Origin of the sequence: Algoriphagus boritolerans DSM 17298 = JCM 18970, assembly GCF_900108085.1 — a bacterium.
Lineage (GTDB): Bacteria > Bacteroidota > Bacteroidia > Cytophagales > Cyclobacteriaceae > Algoriphagus > Algoriphagus boritolerans.
The window spans coordinates 14,880-35,165 of sequence record NZ_FNVR01000010.1 but is presented as its reverse complement, the minus strand read 5'-3'; the positions used below and the strand labels follow the sequence as shown (position 1 = coordinate 35,165).

18 protein-coding genes are annotated in these 20,286 nt (G+C 41.8%); 14 read left to right on the top strand and 4 right to left on the bottom strand.

Going from position 1 to position 20,286, the window contains the following annotated elements; all coding sequences use genetic code 11:
• Positions 1-127 precede the first annotated feature (127 nt).
• From C4S61_RS10680 to C4S61_RS10670, 3 genes are all read left to right on the top strand, one after another.
• A complete protein-coding gene (locus tag C4S61_RS10680) occupies positions 128-1,225 on the top strand; it encodes a BT_3928 family protein (RefSeq protein ID WP_103924792.1) in 1,098 nt (365 codons plus the stop codon).
• Positions 1,222-1,755 (top strand): shikimate kinase, encoded by a 534-nt coding sequence (locus C4S61_RS10675; protein ID WP_103924791.1) that lies wholly within the window; start codon positions 1,222-1,224, stop codon positions 1,753-1,755. Before C4S61_RS10680 ends, C4S61_RS10675 begins: the two co-directional genes overlap by 4 nt.
• A 185-nt stretch (positions 1,756-1,940) precedes the next feature.
• Positions 1,941-3,044: an ATP-binding protein gene (locus C4S61_RS10670; RefSeq protein WP_317046050.1), complete on the top strand. Its 1,104-nt coding sequence runs from the start codon at positions 1,941-1,943 to the stop codon at positions 3,042-3,044.
• Between the two features lie 107 nt (positions 3,045-3,151).
• On the opposite strand, the gene C4S61_RS10665 is transcribed toward C4S61_RS10670, so the two are convergent.
• Both C4S61_RS10665 and C4S61_RS21815 read right to left on the bottom strand, forming a co-directional pair.
• A complete protein-coding gene (locus C4S61_RS10665; protein WP_103924789.1) occupies positions 3,152-4,681 on the bottom strand; it encodes an OmpP1/FadL family transporter in 1,530 nt (509 codons plus the stop codon).
• A 77-nt stretch (positions 4,682-4,758) separates the two neighbouring features.
• Positions 4,759-6,159 (bottom strand): DUF5320 domain-containing protein, encoded by a 1,401-nt coding sequence (locus C4S61_RS21815; RefSeq protein WP_160111226.1) that lies wholly within the window; start codon positions 6,157-6,159, stop codon positions 4,759-4,761.
• Between the two features lie 120 nt (positions 6,160-6,279).
• On the opposite strand from C4S61_RS21815, the gene proS reads away from it, so the two are divergent.
• The 3 genes from proS (at position 6,280) to floA (ending at position 9,346) form a co-directional block, all read left to right on the top strand.
• Complete coding sequence (gene proS, locus C4S61_RS10645; RefSeq protein WP_103924786.1) at positions 6,280-7,761, top strand: proline--tRNA ligase; 1,482 nt, start codon at positions 6,280-6,282, stop codon at positions 7,759-7,761.
• A 109-nt stretch (positions 7,762-7,870) separates the two neighbouring features.
• Positions 7,871-8,329, top strand: a complete 459-nt coding sequence (locus C4S61_RS10640; RefSeq protein ID WP_103924785.1) for an NfeD family protein — start codon at positions 7,871-7,873, stop codon at positions 8,327-8,329.
• Positions 8,330-8,335: 6 nt separating this feature from the next.
• Positions 8,336-9,346 (top strand): flotillin-like protein FloA, encoded by a 1,011-nt coding sequence (gene floA, locus C4S61_RS10635; RefSeq protein WP_103924784.1) that lies wholly within the window; start codon positions 8,336-8,338, stop codon positions 9,344-9,346.
• A 24-nt stretch (positions 9,347-9,370) separates the two neighbouring features.
• On the opposite strand, the gene C4S61_RS10630 is transcribed toward floA, so the two are convergent.
• Both C4S61_RS10630 and hemA read right to left on the bottom strand, forming a co-directional pair.
• The gene (locus C4S61_RS10630; RefSeq protein ID WP_103924783.1) at positions 9,371-10,939 is read right to left on the bottom strand and encodes a WG repeat-containing protein; all 1,569 of its coding nucleotides are present in this window, start codon (positions 10,937-10,939) and stop codon (positions 9,371-9,373) included.
• 91 nt (positions 10,940-11,030) lie between these two features.
• Positions 11,031-12,299: a glutamyl-tRNA reductase gene (gene hemA, locus C4S61_RS10625; protein ID WP_103924782.1), complete on the bottom strand. Its 1,269-nt coding sequence runs from the start codon at positions 12,297-12,299 to the stop codon at positions 11,031-11,033.
• A 188-nt stretch (positions 12,300-12,487) separates the two neighbouring features.
• Here hemA and C4S61_RS10620 point away from each other — a divergent pair, with 188 nt between their 5' ends.
• The 8 genes from C4S61_RS10620 (at position 12,488) to C4S61_RS10585 (ending at position 20,280) form a co-directional block, all read left to right on the top strand.
• A complete protein-coding gene (locus tag C4S61_RS10620; protein ID WP_103924781.1) occupies positions 12,488-13,171 on the top strand; it encodes a ComEA family DNA-binding protein in 684 nt (227 codons plus the stop codon).
• Between the two features lie 30 nt (positions 13,172-13,201).
• Positions 13,202-13,678 carry a type I restriction enzyme HsdR N-terminal domain-containing protein gene (locus C4S61_RS10615; RefSeq protein WP_103924878.1) on the top strand — a complete coding sequence of 159 codons (477 nt, stop codon included), beginning with the start codon at positions 13,202-13,204 and terminating at the stop codon, positions 13,676-13,678.
• 70 nt (positions 13,679-13,748) lie between these two features.
• The gene (locus C4S61_RS10610; RefSeq protein WP_103924780.1) at positions 13,749-14,462 is read left to right on the top strand and encodes a Crp/Fnr family transcriptional regulator; all 714 of its coding nucleotides are present in this window, start codon (positions 13,749-13,751) and stop codon (positions 14,460-14,462) included.
• 35 nt (positions 14,463-14,497) lie between these two features.
• The gene (locus C4S61_RS10605) at positions 14,498-15,016 is read left to right on the top strand and encodes a rhodanese-like domain-containing protein (RefSeq protein WP_103924779.1); all 519 of its coding nucleotides are present in this window, start codon (positions 14,498-14,500) and stop codon (positions 15,014-15,016) included.
• Between the two features lie 87 nt (positions 15,017-15,103).
• Positions 15,104-15,868, top strand: a complete 765-nt coding sequence (locus C4S61_RS10600) for a DUF547 domain-containing protein (RefSeq protein ID WP_103924778.1) — start codon at positions 15,104-15,106, stop codon at positions 15,866-15,868.
• A gap of 42 nt (positions 15,869-15,910) precedes the next feature.
• Entirely contained in the window at positions 15,911-17,269 is a 1,359-nt protein-coding gene (locus tag C4S61_RS10595; protein WP_103924777.1) for an NAD(P)/FAD-dependent oxidoreductase, read from the top strand.
• Positions 17,266-18,810: a 4Fe-4S binding protein gene (locus C4S61_RS10590; RefSeq protein ID WP_103924776.1), complete on the top strand. Its 1,545-nt coding sequence runs from the start codon at positions 17,266-17,268 to the stop codon at positions 18,808-18,810. Before C4S61_RS10595 ends, C4S61_RS10590 begins: the two co-directional genes overlap by 4 nt.
• Positions 18,811-20,280 (top strand): cellulose synthase family protein, encoded by a 1,470-nt coding sequence (locus C4S61_RS10585; protein WP_103924775.1) that lies wholly within the window; start codon positions 18,811-18,813, stop codon positions 20,278-20,280. It begins immediately after the preceding gene.
• Positions 20,281-20,286: the final 6 nt, after the last annotated feature.

Genomic DNA, 20,286 nt, shown 5'->3' with positions numbered 1-20,286 from the left:
CATTTAATCATATGAAATCGAGCATGACCAAGATCGTCACACACTGGGATGATTATAATGCATGCGAGATTCTCCCGAAGAAAAATCGGGACAGGCTATCTGACCATTGAAAAAAAATTATAAACAGATGAATAAGCAAGCAATACTTTGGGTTCTTCGCCTGTTGGTAGGAGGGCTTTTTATCTTCTCCGGCCTCATTAAGGTCAATGATCCTGTCGGAACGGCGATAAAGTTGGAGGAGTATTTTGATGTCTTTTCGAATGATATAGCAGGGTTCTTCTATTACTTCAAACCATTTGCACTGTATATCGGAGTGGTTTTGGTGGTCGCAGAGGTGGTTTTGGGAGTGATGCTGATTATTGGAGTGAAGTTGAAGCAAACGGTGATTGCCATTGGGTTAATGATTCTTTTCTTCACCTTTCTTACCTTCTTTTCGGCGTATTTCAACAAGGTGACGGACTGTGGGTGCTTTGGGGATGCGATTAAATTGACTCCGTGGGAATCCTTTTATAAGGACGTGATTCTGCTGATCATGATTTCTTTCCTTTTCTTTTACCGAAATGAGTTATCCGAAGAGACTCCAAAATGGGCGAGTGTGACAGCAATTGTTACCTTAATCCTTTCCCTTGGAATTGCCTATTGGGCTATTCAGAATTTGCCTTTTATCGACTTCAGAGCTTATAAAAATGGGGTCAGTATTCCCACGAATATGCAACCTTCCGCACCGCTTCAATATAAATATGTCATGAAAAAAGGGGAGGAAACATTCACCTTCGATCAGTATCCGGCCGAGGAAGGCTATGAATTCGTGGAGATGGTTTTGCAAAATCCGGAAGCACTTCCCAAAATCTCAGATTTTGCAGCCTGGAATGATGAGGGGGACCAGTCTGAGTTTCTTTTCGCAGGGAATAAAGTAATCATCCTGAGCAGCAACATGTCAAAAATGAGCGAGGCCAATTTGGACAAATTGAATAATTTGGTAAAAGCCATGGAAGGGGCACCTGTGGATGTGGTGTTTATGGCTGCTGCAACTCAGGAAGAGATTGATGCCTTTTTATCCAAGCAAAACTGGAGTGTGATGGGCCTGCAGGCAGATGCCACGGTCGTGAAAACTATCATGCGTGCAAACCCCGGAATCATGATCCTGAAAGATGGAGTGGTAATGGAAAAATATCATCATAATAATACTCCGGACGCAACAGACGTTTTGGACTTTTTCCTATGAGCAAATTGCTGAAAGTTGTACTTGTCGGATTGCCTGGCTGCGGAAAAAGTACCTTTGGACGCCAATTGGCACATCAACTTGAGATTCCTTATCTGGACTTGGATTTTCAAATTGAAGAAAAATCTCACTTAAAAATACCAGAAATTTTCTCAATTCATGGCGAAGGGAAGTTTAGAGAGTTGGAGTCCGAAATGCTCTCAGAATTACTCGACAGGAATAGGTCATTTGTTCTGGCGACTGGAGGGGGGGCACCCTGCTTCCATGACAACATGGCATTGATCAATGAAAAATCGGTGTCTGTATATCTTGATGTCCCGTTGGACACGATTTCTGAAAGGCTAAAGGTATCCAAAGTTCAAAATCGGCCTATGTTTCTGAATCTGGATCAAGAAGAAATCACGTTGAAGCTCAAAAGCCTGCTCGATCAGCGTGAATATTTTTACAATCAGGCAAAAATAAAATTAAGCGGCGATGATTTTTCCGCACAGCTTTTAATACAAGAGTTGATTCATCAGCTTAAAAATTTATAGTAAAGCTTTTATTTATCAAGATTATTCGCTTCTATTTCTACTTATAAACTACCAGGATTTTCGATTTTTTTGGGAACTAAATTGGAATTTAACCCAGAGATACCCAATAGATAGAATTTTATTCAATTTTGAATGCTTCTCTTGAGTCAATAAATTTCAAGGGATTATAAGCAGGTTACTTCTTTATTCTTGGAAAAACCTATTCAAATTCAGCTCGAAATTTCGTTTACCCGCATTCTATAGTTGGGAGTTTTGGCCCTAATTTTTGGATTAAAAAGTCACTTAACTACCTGTCTTTTAATCTTCTTCTCAATATTTTACAGATTAACCTGAAAGAAAGTGATATAGGCAGAAAATTGAGTGATATCTCGACCAATATTCGGTTCTCTACTTTGATGGATGATATAAGAAAAATCATCCTTTCTACTTGTACCATCGAAAAAGAGGTGCAAACGCTAGACGGAAGATGGTATCAGATGATGGCAATACCTTATGTGAAGCAACATGACAATCAAAATGATGGAGTGATCATTACATTCAATGATATTACCGAATTAAAGAAGGTACAGAACAAATTATCACGGATAAATGCAGATCATGATACGTTTATTTATGCAGTTTCTCATGATTTGAGGGGGCCATTGGCTAATCTGTTTATCATTATCTCCATGCTAAAAGAAACTCTTAAAAGTTATTCTGACATTCCTTTTTATGAGGATACCAAGGAATTAATCATGTTGATTGATAAGTCTACGACCAACCTTAATACAATTATCAATGAACTATCGGATCTTGCCAAGATTGAAGGTGACATTGATTTGAAAGAGAAGGTAAATGTAGAGGAACTTTTCGAGGAAGTAGAATTGTCTATGAAAGAAAAGCTTTTGAGTTCAAAAGCTCAAATTAACTATGATCTCAGAGAGCCTGTAATTGAATTTTCGAAAAAGAATTTAAGGAGTATTCTCTTTAATATTTTAAGTAACGCTATTAAATATAGTTCTTCTGACCGGACTCCGGAAATATGGATCACTACAGAAAAACTTGGAGATTATACGCTTTTGTCCATTCAAGACAATGGGATAGGGATCTCTGAGGATCAGCAAAAAAATATTTTTGGGGCTTTCCGAAGAGCTCATAATCATGTCGAAGGAACTGGAATTGGCTTGTATTTGGTAAAGAAAACAGTCACTAATGCAGGTGGGGATATTGAATTGGAAAGCGAAGTGGACAAAGGATCTACATTCAAGGTTTATTTTCGAAATGATCCGGAAGAGGGGTATGTCAAATAATATAAGGGAGGCCAATTCAACTGGTTAAAAGGCGAAAAAATCTGAGAAAAGAAAAAAGCTCAACGAAGATATAATTCGTCGAGCTTTTCCATGCTTTTGAGAATTTATTAGAAATTATATCCTATCGTCAACACGCCAGAGATGATACTATTTTCCAATTGAGTCACTGGGCCAAAGTTATTATTGTTTTCGTCCAAAACTTGATAGCTTCGATATTGCCCGCTGTATTTTTGATTGACAAGTGCAAAATCCAAATTTATTGAATTGAGTTTTACACCAATTCCCCCACTAAGTTGCTGAGTGCTCTGATCAAAACCTGCCGGATTGGCAAAAGGATCTCCAAAGAAAGCATATCCAGCCCTGATTCTGAATAGGTCAAATCGGGCTTCTCCTCCCAATCTATAATTGAGCGTACTGGTATAGGTGTTTCGAATGGCTTGGTTGTCCGGACTCTCGTCAAAGTCTTTGGAATTGATCCTTCCGGCGCTGTAATCCACCCAATCTATATCAGCGGAGATAAAGCCATTTTTCCCAATAAAAAAAGTAGCTCCACCTCCAATTTTGAGGGGTGTGTTTAGCCCGTAGTTGCTGATGATAAAATTTGTCACAGCTTCTTCTCTTCCGAGTGTCAAATCCTCTGGTTCAAAATAAAATCCTCCGAAATCAGCCACTACACCAGCTTCATATTCCTCATTCAATGAATACAATGTAGGAGACTGGAAGTTAAAACCTAAATTCAAATAGTCTATGGGTTTGTAGATAACTCCTAGATTTATATTTACTCCAGCACCATTTATGAAAAGGCTTTCAGTCAAATTTGAAGAACGCAACGGTCCTTCATTGAAGAGTTCCCCATAGGTTTTAAAAGAACTGAAACTTATTGATCTAATTCCCATTGAACCTCCTACAAAAAATTTGTGATTGAAATTAGCTCCGTATGCTATAGTTATTTGATTTGAATTCCCTTCCTGAATTATGTTTTCATTCTGAAAAGGAGCGATTTGATTACCAATTATAGGTTCAAATTCACCATCAATTATGTTGAAGTTATCATCATATGCAGGATTAAATTGAAAAGTATTATAGCCCAACCCTGTTAATCCAGATCCAGCTATATCGTCTAAATTGAAGCCAAAATTATAATATAGATTATATGCGTCTTGGACATAGAAATCAATTATCGAGGAATTTCCAGGTTGATTGGAATTATACCCGAACTCCGTATTGAAATTGGCAATTCGTTGGAAGCTAAAACCGAAAGCACCTCCTTTGAAGGCTTTCGTCTCGAGATTTCCTTTTGGATTTGCCATAACATAACTCATGTTAGGCAGATTAAAGTTACTCGTATTATACGTTTGAGCTTGATTTAAATACCGGGTATCAACTTTCCAGTCAGAATATCCAAGGCTGATACTTGCCTCAGATGAGCGGAAGAAACCCAGACCGGCTGGGTTGCCAGCTATATTGGAGACATCTCCACCCAAGGAATATTGAGTTCCCCCTATGCCCATAATTCTGGCAGAGCCTGAAGGATTTGCTCTACTGAATCGATATGCATCTTCAAAATATCCACTTTGGGCGAAGGCTCCCCCAATTGTGAACCAAGTGAGGGTGAAAAAGACTGTCAGAAACCTCATTAATTAATCGTTTGGTTATAAAGAATAAACGAATGCTTTGGCTTTTTGTGCTGAATTTCTACAAAAAAAAGGGGAAATTAATTTCCCCTTCCTCCTCTGGATCCGCCGACACTACCGCCCGAAGATCCTCCTGTGCTTCTGCTCGGAGCACTAAAACCACCCCCTCCACTCGATCTACTTGGAGCACTAAATGAAGGGGAATTAGTCGTTCTACTAGGTGTAAAAGTCCGATTATTCGAAGGAGTCATACTTCTATTGTATGAAGGTGAGTTCGAACGATTGTATGTAGGGCTTGAATTCCTGTTATATGAAGGACTGGTTCCTCTATTGTATGCCGGATTGGATATTCTTCCATTGTTATAGCTTGGAGCTACACTTCTGGATGGAGAAGAACTTCTCATCGTGTTAGTTGGGCTATATGCATTAGTAGTTCTGGCAGAAGGTATTGCACTTCTGGTTTGGGTAGTGACAGTACCTCTATCTGTAACAGGCGAACTTATATTTCGTGTAGTTGCAACACGACTTCTGGAAGAGTTGTAATAATCATTTTGAGAATTGCTGAAATCTCGACTGGCTACTCTCGAATTTTCAGAGGAAACCAATCTTCTTGCAGAAGAATTATTCACCGCCGCAGCATTACCTCTTGCTTGAGCTCTTGCGGTACTTGGCATCACACCAGCTTGGGAAGAATTGATTCCTGTATTGGCCAACGAAGAACCTCTGGTAGGTCTTGCTCCATAGACGGTTCTTCTATCTCCAAATTCGCCGCCAGGCAATACAAAGATCGGACGTCCTGCATAAATAGGACTACCCCAGCCGAAACCGGGTCCCCAGAATGGATTTCCGTAGCCCATTCCCATGTAAGGACTACCCCAACCAAAGCCTGTACCAAAAAATGGATCTCCCCAGCCAAAACCTGAACCCCAAAACGGGTTGCCCCAACGGTTTCCAAAGCCGAAACCCAAACCAATAGAAAGTCCAGGGCGGAAGCCCCAAGCCGGACCCCAGAATGGATCATAAAAGCCCCATGGACTCATCATCATTCCGCCAAAACCATAACCCATCCCAAAGTTGAAATTGATGTTTGGGTTATTGGATCCATTACCGTTTTGAGCAACTGAATAATTGTCGTAGGCATTGATATTTCCTGTGGCTTGTTGTGTGGTGTCTTCTTCGAAGTAAACCACTTCTTCCTCTCCATTGGAGTTGTTATCCAAAGTTTGATATCTTGAAATATACTCCGGATTGACATTTCTGGAACTAAAATTCTCCTCGATCAGAGCTGGTTCTTGTGTGATATTTTGAAAGGACTTCGGGTTGTTGTTGTCTACCGCATACTGCGTAGCCAACCTTACATCCGAGGCCATGAAATACAGGTTGTCATTTCCTGAGCTTGCTGCCATTTTATTGGTGCTGCAAGATGAAATCACAAGGGTACCCACAAGAAAAGAAGCGGTAATTATTGATAATTTCTTCATAGTTGAAGTTGATTGTTGCTTTGTTATACGAACTGACAACCCTGAGGTTATACTTTTTGGATTATATTTGCCAGCTCTATTTAAGCAAAAATAAAGACATTTTAACATTTTATCCAACTGATGAGCAAAGGACTTCCAAAACGCAGCGAAGATTATTCACTGTGGTATAACGAATTAGTAAAAAAAGCAGATTTAGCCGAAAATTCGCCTGTGCGCGGGTGCATGGTGATCAAGCCATACGGGTATTCTATCTGGGAAAAGATGCAGGCACAATTGGATAAAATGTTCAAGGAAACAGGGCATACCAATGCGTATTTTCCACTTTTCATCCCCAAATCCTTTCTCAGTAAAGAGGCTAGTCATGTGGAAGGTTTTGCTAAAGAATGCGCAGTTGTGACACACTACCGGCTTAAAAATGCCGAAGATGGATCAGGAATAATTGTCGATCCGGACGCAAAGTTGGAAGAAGAGTTAATAGTCCGCCCAACTTCTGAAACCGTCATTTGGAGTACATACAAAAACTGGATTCAGTCCTATCGGGATCTTCCCTTGCTGGTGAATCAGTGGGCAAATGTGGTCAGATGGGAGATGCGAACCCGGCTGTTCTTAAGGACTACTGAATTTTTGTGGCAGGAAGGGCATACTGCTCATGCCACATCAAAGGAAGCTATGGATGAGACAGTTCGAATGATGAATGTCTATGCGCAATTTGCCGAAGAATACATGGCGGTACCGGTTGTGAAGGGTAAGAAAACTGAAAACGAACGGTTTGCAGGTGCAGATGAGACTTTCTGCATTGAGGCAATGATGCAGGATGGTAAAGCACTTCAGGCGGGAACCTCGCATTTCCTGGGACAGAATTTTGCCAAAGCGTTTGATGTGAAATTTGCCATCAAAGAAGGTGGGCTGGATTACGTCTGGGGGACATCCTGGGGTGTCAGTACCCGCCTGATGGGAGCGCTGATTATGGCACATTCCGATGATAATGGACTTGTTCTCCCTCCAAAATTGGCGCCGATCCAAGTAGTGATTGTGCCGATATATCGAGGTGAGGCGGAGTTGGAAGCAATTTCGGTCAAAGTGAATGAGATCGTCGCTGACCTTAGAAAGGCAGGGATTTCTGTAAAATATGACAATCGGGATACGCATAAGCCAGGATGGAAATTTGCAGAGTATGAACTTAAGGGCGTTCCTGTACGAATTGGCATTGGTCCAAGAGATTTGGAAAATGGGACAGTAGAAATTGCCAGAAGAGATAATCTAACGAAAGAGACTTTCGCGCTTGACTCACAGCCTATCGCTGAGAAAATCATAGCACTCTTGGACGATATACAGGAAGGAATATTCAAAAAGGCTATGGACTTCAGGGCTTCGGTCACCACCGAAGTCAATACATGGGAAGAATTCCAGGAGGTGCTCGAGAATAAGGGTGGATTCATTTCCGCTCATTGGGATGGTACTTCCGAAACTGAAGAGAAAATAAAGGAACTTACCAAAGCCACCATCCGATGCATTCCTTTGGATCGAAAAGAAGAAAACGGAACTTGTGTTCTGACCGGTAAACCGTCCTCAGGAAGAGTCTATTTCGCGAAAGCCTACTAAAATCAAAGCCCGGAAAAACAAATCCGGGTTTTTCTTTTATCGGTATCTGTTGATTTACCCCTGTAATCTCGTATTTTAGGCCTAATTCTATCATTTACCCAAAAGACCCATGACTATTTTGATTTTAGCAAGTCTCCTGATAATAGGGTTGATTCTGCTTCTGATCGAAGTGCTTTTTATCCCCGGTACCACCTTGGTAGGAATCATCGGAATTGTGGTAAGTATTGCAGGTGTGATCTATGCCTTTAGTGCATTTGATGTTGAACTCGCATTTTGGATCACAGGAATTGCTTCTATTTTAAACCTAATTGCGGTTTGGTATGGATTCACTTCGGGAGTTTGGAACCGATTTTCTCTTAAATCATCCCTTCAAGGTGGGGCTTTTGATGGAAGAACTGTCGGTTTAAGTGTGGGGATGACAGGAGTTGCAATTTCGGATATCAAACCTATCGGCAAAGCATCATTCGGCGAAAACAGCTATGAAGTCAAATCGGAAGACGGCTTTATTGAAGTGGGGAAAACAATAAGTATCGTCAAAATTGAAAACAATAAAATTCTAGTTAAATAATTCTTTATGGATCCATCAAGTTCGTTGTTCTTATTGGTCGCTGCATTCGCAGGGATCGTACTATTATTCATCTTCCTATATTTTGTGCCGGTCAACCTTTGGATTACTGCACAGTTTTCTAACGTAAAGGTTGGGATCGGAGAACTCATCGGTATGAGAATCCGAAAAGTGCCACCAAGTATCATTGTAAACTCGCTGATCACAGCTACCAAAGCTGGGTTGCACTTGACAACAAATGACCTCGAAACCCATTTCTTGGCAGGTGGAAATGTTCCGACTGTAATCAGAGCCTTAATTTCAGCTGATAAAGCAAATATTAGTTTAACTTTCAAACAGGCTACGGCAATTGACCTTGCAGGACGAGATGTATTTGAAGCTGTTCAGATCTCCGTCAATCCAAAAGTGATCAACACGCCAAATGTCGCTGCAGTAGCCGCAGATGGAATTCAATTGATAGCCAAGGCAAGGGTGACTGTCCGAGCAAATATCGCTCAGCTTGTCGGTGGTGCCGGAGAAGAGACCATTCTGGCCAGAGTAGGTGAAGGTATTGTGACTTCAATCGGCTCCTCAGCAAATCACAAAATAGTTTTAGAAAATCCGGATAGGATCTCAAAACTGGTCCTTCAGCGTGGTTTGGATGCGGGAACTGCTTTTGAGATTCTTTCCATTGACATAGCAGATATCGACGTGGGTACCAATATCGGAGCAAAATTGCAGATCGATCAAGCATCAGCAGATCTTAAAGTGGCCGAAGCGAAAGCTGAAGAGCGTAGGGCTATGGCTGTGGCGCTGGAACAAGAGATGAAAGCCAGAAACGTCGAAATGCGAGCCAAAGTAATTGAGGCTGAGGCTGAAGTTCCCAGAGCTTTAGCAGAAGCTTTTAGAACAGGAAAGTTGGGCGTGATGGACTATTATCGAATGGAGAATATCAAATCAGATACCTCCATGAGGGAATCTATCGCCAGTTCGGATAAAGATTCCAAGGATTCAGGCTCCGGAAAATCAGAAAAGAAATAAGTAGAAAAAAATAAAAGGGAGCGATCAAGCTCCCTTTTTTCGTTTACCGCTTTGGGGTACTTCTTCTGCCTGGATAATCACAGGCTTGTATAGATCTTTTGCCAAAATTTGATTTCCTGTCCAGTCAGCCACGATTTCCTGATAGGCGATAGGAAATAGCGCATCTCCTTTCTCATTTAATGCACCGGCCAATCCCTCTTTGATTACAATGAAAAAGTCCGGTTTTTCGACTTGAATATTTTCAAATTCAAGAGGTAAAATCTCATTTCCCGATTTGTCCAAAAGCCCTTTTTTTCCTTCTTTTTCAACCAAAAAATAGCCGTCTTTTAACCTGCAAACCTGACTGAATCCTTCCTGATTCAAAGTTTGACCACTTTTGTCCAGAAGGAAATACCCGCTGTTGGATTTTGCCACTGCAATTCCCCCGGAAAAATCCTTGATCTCATCCCATTTAGCCTCGCTGATGATCATTCCGTCCACTCCTATTAGCCCCCAACTGGAAGAATTTCTGAAGGAGGAAATATTTTCAGAGAAGCCACCCACTTCAGAAAATTGCGGCTCTATGATCCATTGGCCAGAGGCATTTACATAACCTGTTTTGTCGCTTTTTCCGGCTGGAAATAGTCCTTCGGTGCCGGGCTTGACCCAGTCAAGACCGATAGTTGGCTGTACTTCCCATCCTTTTTTGCCTAATAGACCGATAGATTTGTCCCGAAAAGTGATTATGTAGTGATTTTTCCCCACCACATTCACGGACTCCATTCCTACTGCGTCAAGCAAAATACCATCTTCCTCCATCACCCGTCTGAGTTTGCCATGAATATATTCAAGGAGAAGGTCCCCTTCTTTGGTGATCTTGTGGTAGGAATTATAAGAAACGTCAGACCTGATGTGGTCTCCTTTGATCAATAAGTATTGGTTTTCATCGTAACCATAAAAATAATTCCCCCTGGTGTGCTCCAGCTGAGACAAAATCGGCTGCATGACATAATCTCCTTCAAAATTCAAAATGCCAAAACCTGTCGACTCTTTGGCCAAAAGGTAAGCTCCTTCATTCTCTTCAATAAGCTGATATCGTCTTTCCGGATCTTTTGAACCTGGTAGAAAATAGTTTCCCTCTTTTTGACCGATAAGGATACCATATTTACTGAATTTGCAATCATCCCATGTGCCCAAGGAGGTGGTTTTACCATTTCCTTTATCATAAAGCCAATATTCATTGCCTTTTCGGCCAAGGAGAAAATTATAATAGGTGGTTATTTCATCATATTCCAATGGGAATGCCTGAAGTCCATACTCATGAAATGCTCCGATTCCGTTTGGTCCTTTGACCAGAATCCAAGGAGTCAGGTATTGAAAGACTTCCTCACCTTGGAGACTTACCAGTGGTGTTAGATCTGGAGAAAGCATGGAGAGACCTTGCTCGTTTTTTCCGATGATCACCGTTTCACTCAATACTTCGATCCTGTCGTAGATCGCAAGGGATTTAAGCTTTCCCTGGAGATCATACACCTCCCAAGTCTGAGAATGGAGATTAAGCGCTATTAAAAAGAATGCAAATGAGAGGAGGGTGCGTAGTTGGCTGGTGACCATTTTTTGAGATTAAATCCTAATGGGTATAAATATAAAATGACCAAAGGATACTACTTGATCCTCTGGTCACTTCAAATCGATGTAATATGTATTATTTTTCGATTTTGACTTTTTCCAGATCGAAAATATCCGAAATAATTTCGATCATATCTTCCGCCTCGTCCCGTTTGCATGCTGCTCTGAGTTGCACCACTGGCACTTTCAGAATCTTTTGCATCATGCTTTTGGTGATTTTGTCGATGAGGTCAAATTCTTTTTGATCTGCTTTTTTTAGAAACCGAGCCAACTCTTCCTGGCGAATCTGCTCCAGTGACTGCTTAAGTTTATTGATGGTAGGGGAGACCATCATTTCCTTTTTCCAGCTGTAAAATTCCTCGATACTCTCTTCGATGATATTTTCTACTGACGGAATGGAAGCGAGTCGCTTTTCCAAAGCTGCTGTTGCTTTACTTCTAATATTATCCACGTTGTAAAGAACCACACCCGGCACATCCTCTACGGAAGTTTCAATGCTCCTTGGCACAGAAAGATCTACCAGCAACTTGTAGCTTTGAATATCGAATTGTCTGACGAGTTCTTTGGTGAGGAATGGCTCATTTTTCGTGATGGAACAGACGATCACATCTGCCTCATTCATCGCCTCCTGACAATTTTCGAAAGGAATCACTTCAAATCCCAAGGGTTCGGCAATCTCCGCTGCTTTGGACAAGGTTCGGTTAGTGATCTTCACTTTTGCCTCCGGCAGATGAACCATGTTTTTTGCAACATCCTCTCCGATCTCCCCGACACCGATGAGCAGGATTCTGGGTTGATAGATATTGGATGTCAGGCTGTCAATAAGCTCGATAGTGGCGTATGAAAGCGATGCTGCACCGTCTCTGAAGGCTGTTTCCTGTACAATACGCTTATTGGTGAAAAAAATCGTGTGCATCAACCGATGTAAAAATGGCCCTGCCATGTCCAGATCAGCTGCAGTTTGATAAGCTCTCTTCACCTGATTGGATATTTGAATGTCTCCAACCACCTGCGCTTCCAATCCAATGGAAACCCGAAACAAATGCGATATTGCCTGTCGGTCTTTGTTAAATACTTCGAAATAATCCAGGTAATTGATCACATCACTCAGGCCTTTTTCCAAGCCGATCAGCTTGATGATCTCGGTGCTGAGATCCAAGTCATGACTGTAATAAACCTCCGTTCTGTTACAGGTAGATAGAATGAGTACATCGTCCAAGCTGAAAAACTCTCTGAGCTTCAGTAGGATACGATGAATCGATTCTTCGTCAAGAGAAATTAATTCTCTGATCTGAACAGGGGCCGTCTTGTGTGATAAACTTAAAGCTCTAAACTTGGTATGCATCTTTACAAGTTTTGCAACACAAATTTAACAGACTAAGTCCCCTCAAAAGTTTATTTCGTATAAATGACATCTAATTTAGAATTTATCTAAATAATTGAATGAGGCTAACTTTGCAAGTGTACTCAAATTGGAATCTAAATTCTTTAATATTAACTTATCAGTTGTATTTGTCACCGTTAGCTTTTTCTATGGGACGCAACTATTTTTATTGGGCCAAAGCATACTTGGGATTTACAAATAAAGAATCCCGAGGCTTTGTTTTGCTGATTCCATTTCTGGCGGTTTTGGGTATTTTGCCCGATATGGTGCGGTATTTTAAGAATCAACAGGCTGAATTAACCTTTGAAATTTACCAGAGCAGATTGGATAGCTTAAAGGTGTCAGGTGTAGCATTGATGAGTTCCCCACTGCCAACATTCAATCCTGCCGATACAGTCAAATCCAGTAGAAATCAAAAGCAACTCGAGAGCCTGAATCGGATTCCCTTTTCTGAAGCTGACTCAATCACACTTCAAATTGTGCCCGGAATCGGTCAAGCTACTGCAAGCAGAATAATAAAATACCGGGAAAATTTAGGCGGTTTTCATAGCAAGAGGCAATTGTTGGAAGTTTTTGGAATGAAAGAGGAAACATCGGATGCGGTTTGGGAATTTTTCGAATTTGATCCGAAAATCCTCCGGAAAATAAAAATCAATTCTGCCATGATTGAAGACTTGGCCTCTCATCCTTACATAAGCTATGGAGAAGCCAAAGTTTTGGTTGCATTTCGCCATCAACATGGCGCTTTCAATTCTGCTGAGGACCTTTTGAAGGTTAAAATATTTAAGGCCGAATGGGTCGAAAAAATCAAACCTTACCTCGAATTTGACTGATCATGCGTGATTTTTTGGTCATCTTTGGGCATGAGTTTGGAATTAAATCAAAAAGTAACGCTTCCTACTTTAAATCTCCCACCATACGAGCCAAGACTTCAGGAGGTGGATGGTAAGCTTTGGATTTTTGATTCTCTGCGGAAAAAACAACTCATTCTTACGCCCGAGGAATGGGTCAGGCAACATTGGATTAACTTTTTGATTTACCACCGGAATTACCCAAAAGGACTGTTTTCCCTTGAAAAGGGCTTGAAGTACAATCAGTTGAGCAAAAGGACGGATTTGGTAGTTTTTGACAGACAAAGCAACCCTTTTTTATTGGTGGAGTGCAAGGCTCCCGGGGTTAAAATTGATGAAAAGACACTCGATCAAATCATGACGTACAACTCCCGACTCCAGTGTCCTAATTTGGTTCTATCCAACGGCCTCGTACATGTCTATTTAGAATTCGCTGAGCTTGATAAAAAATTCATCCAACGGTCCGGCTTACCGGAATGTCCAAAATAAGCAGTTTTTTTATATGATATCGATCAGTCTTTTTATAAATTGAAAGTTAATTAGACCAGCAAAACAGATTATGTCCAGCCTATCCCATAATACCCCTTGCGAGCTCTGTTCAAGTAGAAAATATTCCATGTTTTCCGAACTTCCCGAATCTCAGATTTGTGCCATTTCTGAACATAAAGATCTGATATCCCACAGAAAAGGCCAAATCTTATACAATGAAGGCACCAAGCCTTTGGGAATCTTCTGCATCAATTCTGGGGTGGTGAAAGTTTACAAGACTGCCTCAAACGGAAAAGAACAGATCATTCATTTAGCCAAGCAGGGTGATTTTTTAGGCTATGCAGCCCTACTTGGCGAGGAAAACTATTCCAATTCCTCCATGATCGTGGAGGATGCCAAGATTTGCTTCATTCCAAAGGAAACATTTATGAATTCTCTTCTTCAGAACACACCGTTTTTGAGAAGGATCACCAAGTCCCTTAGCCATGAAATTGGTATAATGGAAGAAAAACTGACAGATGCTACCCAAAAGAGTATCCGTGAGCGTTTGGCTTTCGTCCTTTTGCAACTTGGTAATTCCTACGGCGTTGAAGGTGGTGTAAATCAAAAGATTGACCTAATTCTCAGCAGGGAAGAGATAGCAGGCATCGTAGGTACGGCCACCGAATCCGTCATTCGCCTACTTTCGGAATTCAAAAAAGATAATCTAATAGAACTAGACGGTAAAAAAATCATCATAAAAGACAAAAGGGGATTGGCCCGCTTGTCAGATTTTTATGCTTGAAAGAACTTGAATTGGTGTTTAGGAGTTTAATGCACATGAACGCTAATTCTATTTTTGTCAAACAAGTACGTAGAGGCCTGATCGTCATTTTTGGGCTTTTTTTATTCAATAATCCCCTATTTTCTCAGTCTTTAGCTTACAGAGCGCTGTTGGAAGGCTTATATGACAAGAAATTCCCTGTGGTCAAACCTGAGCAGATTACAAGGCTGTCCCACTATCAGATTTTAGATACCCGGGAAAAAGAAGAATATCAGGTAAGTCACCTGAAAGATGCCATTTGGGTGGGGTATGATACTTTTACGTTGGAAAGAGTTGCTGGAATTGACAAAGACAAACCTGTTTTGGTCTATTGTACGGTTGGGGCAAGATCTCAGGAAATCGGCAAGAAACTTCAAGATGCTGGATTTACCCAAGTCTATAATCTCTATGGCGGAATTATCCACTGGGCAAATGAACTGAAACCCATTGAATCTGAAGGTACTCCAACTTCAAAAGTCCATACCTTTTCCAGAACCTGGGGGATTTGGCTTCAGAAGGGCGAAAAGGTTTATTGAGAATCAAACCTTGTCATTTCCCCGACCATTCAATTTTTAAGGAAATCTTAATTTTACATTACTGCGTAGTTGAATAAAAAAATAATTATGAAGCTTTCTAAAATCATTTTCTTCTTCACGCTTTCACTACTGCTCTTTTCCTGTCAAAGCTCAACCTTAGGCTTGGCCGGAACCACACCTCCCAGTCATGCGATTTGGGATCAGTTGGTTCGAGCGCATGTGAAATCAAATGGAATGGTGGATTACAAGGGATTCATCAAGGACAAAGCAAAATTGGAACAATACACCAAGCTCCTCTCCGAAAATGCTCCTGACAGAAAAACATGGTCCAAAAATCAACAATTGGCCTATTGGATCAATGCCTACAATGCATTTACGGTAAAACTGATCGTGGATAATTATCCTGTCAATAGCATTCGTGATTTAGGACCAAAATTTAAGATCCCTATGCTCAAAGACGTTTGGCATTACAAGTTTTTCAAAATAGGCGGTGTGGAATCCAGTCTGGATGAGATAGAACATTCAATTCTCAGGAAAGAATTTGACGAGCCTCGAATTCATTTTGCAATCAATTGCGCCTCGGTATCCTGTCCTCCACTGCTCAATGAAGCATTTATTGCCGAAAAAATTGATTCCCAGCTCACCAAAGTGGCCACAGCATTCATCAATGATCCCACACGAAATAAGATCACCGCAGACAAAGCCGAAATTTCATCCATATTTTCCTGGTTCAAGGGGGATTTTACCAAAAAGGGTTCTTTGATCGATTTTCTGAATCTGTATTCCAAAGTGAAACTGAAACCATCCGCTAAAATTTCGCACATGGATTACGACTGGAATCTGAACGAATAGTTCGATCCTTTTAGGTAACTTATCCCCATCTATTTCACCCAAATGAGTCAATCGCATCGCCATGTAGTCATTATAGGCAACGGAATTTCCGGAGTCACCTGTGCGAGACACCTGCGAAAAATGGATGAAGGTGTCAGGATCACCCTGGTCTCCGGAGAATCCAAGTATTTTTTTTCGCGTACAGCACTGATGTATGTCTTTATGGGCCACATGAAGTTTGAACATACGCAGCCTTATGAAAATCATTTTTGGGAGAAAAACCGAATTGAACTGAAGGAGGCTTGGGTGGAAAAGGTTGATTTTACCAGAAAATCATTGGTTTTCACCTCTGGAGAAAAATTAGGCTATGACAGCTTAGTTATTGCTACGGGTTCCAAATACAATAAATTTGGCTGGCCGGGTCAGGATTTGCCAGGGGTGCAGGGACTGTACTCCAAGCAAGATTTGGAATTAATGGAGGGTAATACCCGGGAAAATGTGCGGCATGCAGTGATCGTAGGCGGAGGGCTGATCGGGATAGAAATGGCCGAAATGCTGGCTTATAAGAAAATTCCGGTCACTTTTCTGGTTCGTGAGCGTGGATTTTGGAACAAAGTTCTGCCGAAAGAAGAGTCTGAACTGGTTGGTAGGCACATTCGGGAGCATCACATCGACCTCCGATTGGAGACAGAACTAAAGGAAATTCTTTCTGATGACGAGGGAAGAGTAGCTGCTGTGATTACCTCAAAAGGAGAAAAAATCAACTGCCAGTTTGTAGGCTTGACAGCAGGGGTCAGTCCCAATATTGATTTTCTGAGAAATACAGACCTAAAAGTGAATCGCGGAGTGATAGTGGACGAGTATTTCAGTACAAACCTGCCGGATGTCTATGCAATCGGGGATTGTGCTGAATTTGAAAAGGCTCCTGCTGCCGACAGACGAACAATCGAGCAAGTCTGGTACACCGGTCGAATGCATGGGGAGACTTTAGCCTACAGTCTTTGCAATAAACCCGTGCCTTATCGACCGGGAGTTTGGTTTAATTCGGCTAAATTTCTTGATATCGAATACCAAACCTATGGAACTGTTCCGGCAGATTGGGATGAAAATCAGTTTAAAAATTTCTATTGGGAACATCGAGGGGGTAAAGTAGCTTTCCGCATGTTGATGGATTTGGAAGGAAAAATCCTCGGGGTGAATAATTTTGGCTTTCGACTTCGACATGAAGTTTTGGATCAGGCGATTCGTGAGAGTTGGTCAGGAGGAAAAGTGATGGCGCGGCTAGAGCATGCTAATTTTGACCCTGAGTTTTTTGCACCTTATTATATTGAGATTCAGGAGGCTTTCAAGGCTGAATTTGGAGGCCATTTTCATCCGTCCAAGAAATCGTTCATCCAAAAAATTTTCGGAGCTAAGGTATGAGAGTCGTTGAAAAATTCGGTTTGGGATTGTTTTTGATCGGTTTGGCTGCTTTCATAATCATTCCATTTATCGGAACATATTCCATTTCTGAGGAATTGGTTTTAGCCAATACCAAAGAAATCCATCAGCAGAAAATGACTGAAATTCTTGCTCCAATGTACGGACAGAATTACAGCTCCAATTTTGCATTTCTTTCAGCTTTCGGAGAAAATTTCGATTCATACAATGAGAGCTTGAAGGACCAACAGCTTTGGGATCAGGTCATTTGGGATGATTACAGTTTTGCCCTTGCTTTGGCTGGTCTGAAAAGTCCCGTTCGGGAAAATCCCTGGATATTTTTCATGCTTTCCATCGGCCTGGCTGTTGTTGGGGGATTTTTGTACAATTTCCGTCAGCATCATAATGAGCCTGCCGGCATCAAAAACAATGGAATTTTCCACTCTTCGCTGAAAAACAGAGGAATCTTGGGAATGCTGACTGGCACTTTTCTCATTGTCTTTTACATCGGATTATATTGGTTTCCGGCCTATTTGGTAACACTCGTTTGGATGGTCAGTCCGATTTCGGAGTTGCTTTCCGGCAATCCTGCCAGTCAATGGTTTTTATATGGATTGATTTACACGTTGGCGATTTTAGTCATGGGTGTCCGGATGTTTCGAAAATATCGGGGTAATAAATACCAGCAGCTTCGGACAGCCTCTGTGATGTTTTTTCAGACCGCTTTTGCCTTTTTGATCCCGGAAATCCTCGTTTTGCTCAATCAACCCTATTACGATTTCAAGAATATTTGGCCGCTGGATTACGACTTTTTCTATGATTATCAGATTTCCACCTTCCTCTCCAGTGGAGGAGTAGGGATGTTTATGTTGATTTGGGGGATTCTTTTGATCATCGTTGGTGTACCGGTTTTTACTTATTTCTTTGGTAAAAGATGGTACTGCTCTTGGGTATGTGGCTGTGGAGGCTTGGCGGAAACTGTCGGTGATCCTTTTCGTCAGCTATCTGATAAATCAGTCAAAGCTTGGAAATACGAGCGGGTGATCATTCATGGGGTCTTAGTCTTGGCTGTAGTAATGACCGCGGTCACGATTGCCAATTACTTTTCGGGTTTTAGCTTTTTGGGAAATGTGACTAACCAGCTACATTCGTTTTATGGTTTTGCCATCGGTTCAGCTTTCGCCGGTGTAGTAGGCACAGGATTCTACCCATTCATGGGAAATCGGGTTTGGTGTCGGTTTGGATGTCCTTTGGCTGCTTACCTGGGTTTGGTTCAGCGATTCAAGTCCCGATTTCGCATCACCACCAATGGCGGTCAGTGTATTTCCTGTGGCAACTGCTCTACCTATTGTGAAATGGGAATCGATGTCCGCTGGTATGCACAGCGTGGACAGAACATTGTCCGCTCCTCTTGTGTTGGATGTGGAGTTTGTTCTGCGGTCTGTCCCAGAGGAGTGTTGAAGTTGGAAAATGGGCCTGAGGAAAACCGCATCCATGATTTGCCGATCATCATTGGCAATGATTCCATTAAGATCAACGTTTAAATGATTTTCCTTTATTTCCTCTGCGGGCTGTATTTTCTAGGCATGCTATTTATCCTGATTTACAGTTTGGCACAAGGTCATTTGCTGTTCCATTTTCTTAAAGCTCAAAGGTCTTGGGGCAAAATCGCGAAAAAAATTCCGAAGGATTGGCCAAGCGTCACCGTTCAGCTACCGGTCTATAATGAACTTTACGTCGTCGAGCGACTTATAGAAGCTGTCGCAAAGCTGAATTATCCCAGAGAGCTCCTTGAAATTCAGCTTTTGGATGACAGCACGGATCAGACAGTGGATTTGATTCGGGAAAAGCTAAAAAACTATCCTGAAATCAACTTTCAATACATTCATCGGAGGGATCGAACTGGCTTCAAGGCCGGAGCTTTGCGGGAAGGATTAAAGGTGGCTTCTGGAGAATTTATAGCGATTTTCGATGCTGATTTTGTACCTAGCCCTGACTTTTTGCTTCAGACGATTCCCTATTTTTCTTCAGAGAAAGTCGGAATGGTCCAGACCAGATGGACACACCTCAATCGGGATTTTTCCTTACTTACAAAATTGCAGGCGTTCGCCTTGGATGCACACTTCTTCATCGAGCAGGTAGGCAGAAATCACCAGGGAGCTTTTATCAACTTCAATGGGACGGGTGGAATCTGGCGTAAAAGCTGTATCCTCGATGCGGGCAATTGGCATGACGACACCTTGACCGAAGATCTGGATTTGAGCTACCGGGCCCAGCGAAAAGGCTGGAAGTTTGTCTATCGCCCCGAAATTGAATCTCCAGCCGAACTCCCTCCGATCATGTCGGCAATCAAGTCCCAACAGTTCCGATGGACCAAAGGAGGAGCAGAATGTGCGGTAAAGCATGCTGGAGCGGTAAGCCAGGAAAACTTATCTTTTCGAATTAAACTTCATTCCTTCGCCCATTTATTTAATTCCACGATATTCATTGCAGTTCTATTGACCAGCCTAAGTAGCATAGGTGTCTGGTGGGCTGGGGAACTGGGATTAGTTCCTGACTTTCTGGTCAAATTATCCGGTATTTTTCTCATCGGATTTGTGGTCATAGCGGGGGTTTACCTGGTTTCTTATTTCTATGGAAAAAAGTCCTTTGTTCAGTCCGCTTTAGGCGTGATATGGCAATTACCCCTTTTTCTGTCGGTCTCGATGGGCTTGGCGCTGCATAATGCCCAAGCAGTCTGGGAAGGCCTCTCAGGAAGGAAATCACCCTTTATCCGTACACCAAAATTCAATCTCGAATCAGGTAAAGAAAAACTTTCGGATAATCGATACTTATTACACCGAATGCCTGTCACCACCTGGTTTGAGGGTGTATTAGCTTTGGTTTTCTGGGCAATGGTAGGTTTGGCTTTTCGGGAGCATAATTACTTGTTCTTACCCTTTCACGTGATGTTGGCCTTTGGCTACAGTCTGGTTTTCATCACTTCATTCAAATCCTACGGCCTGGGTCGTTAAATCCAA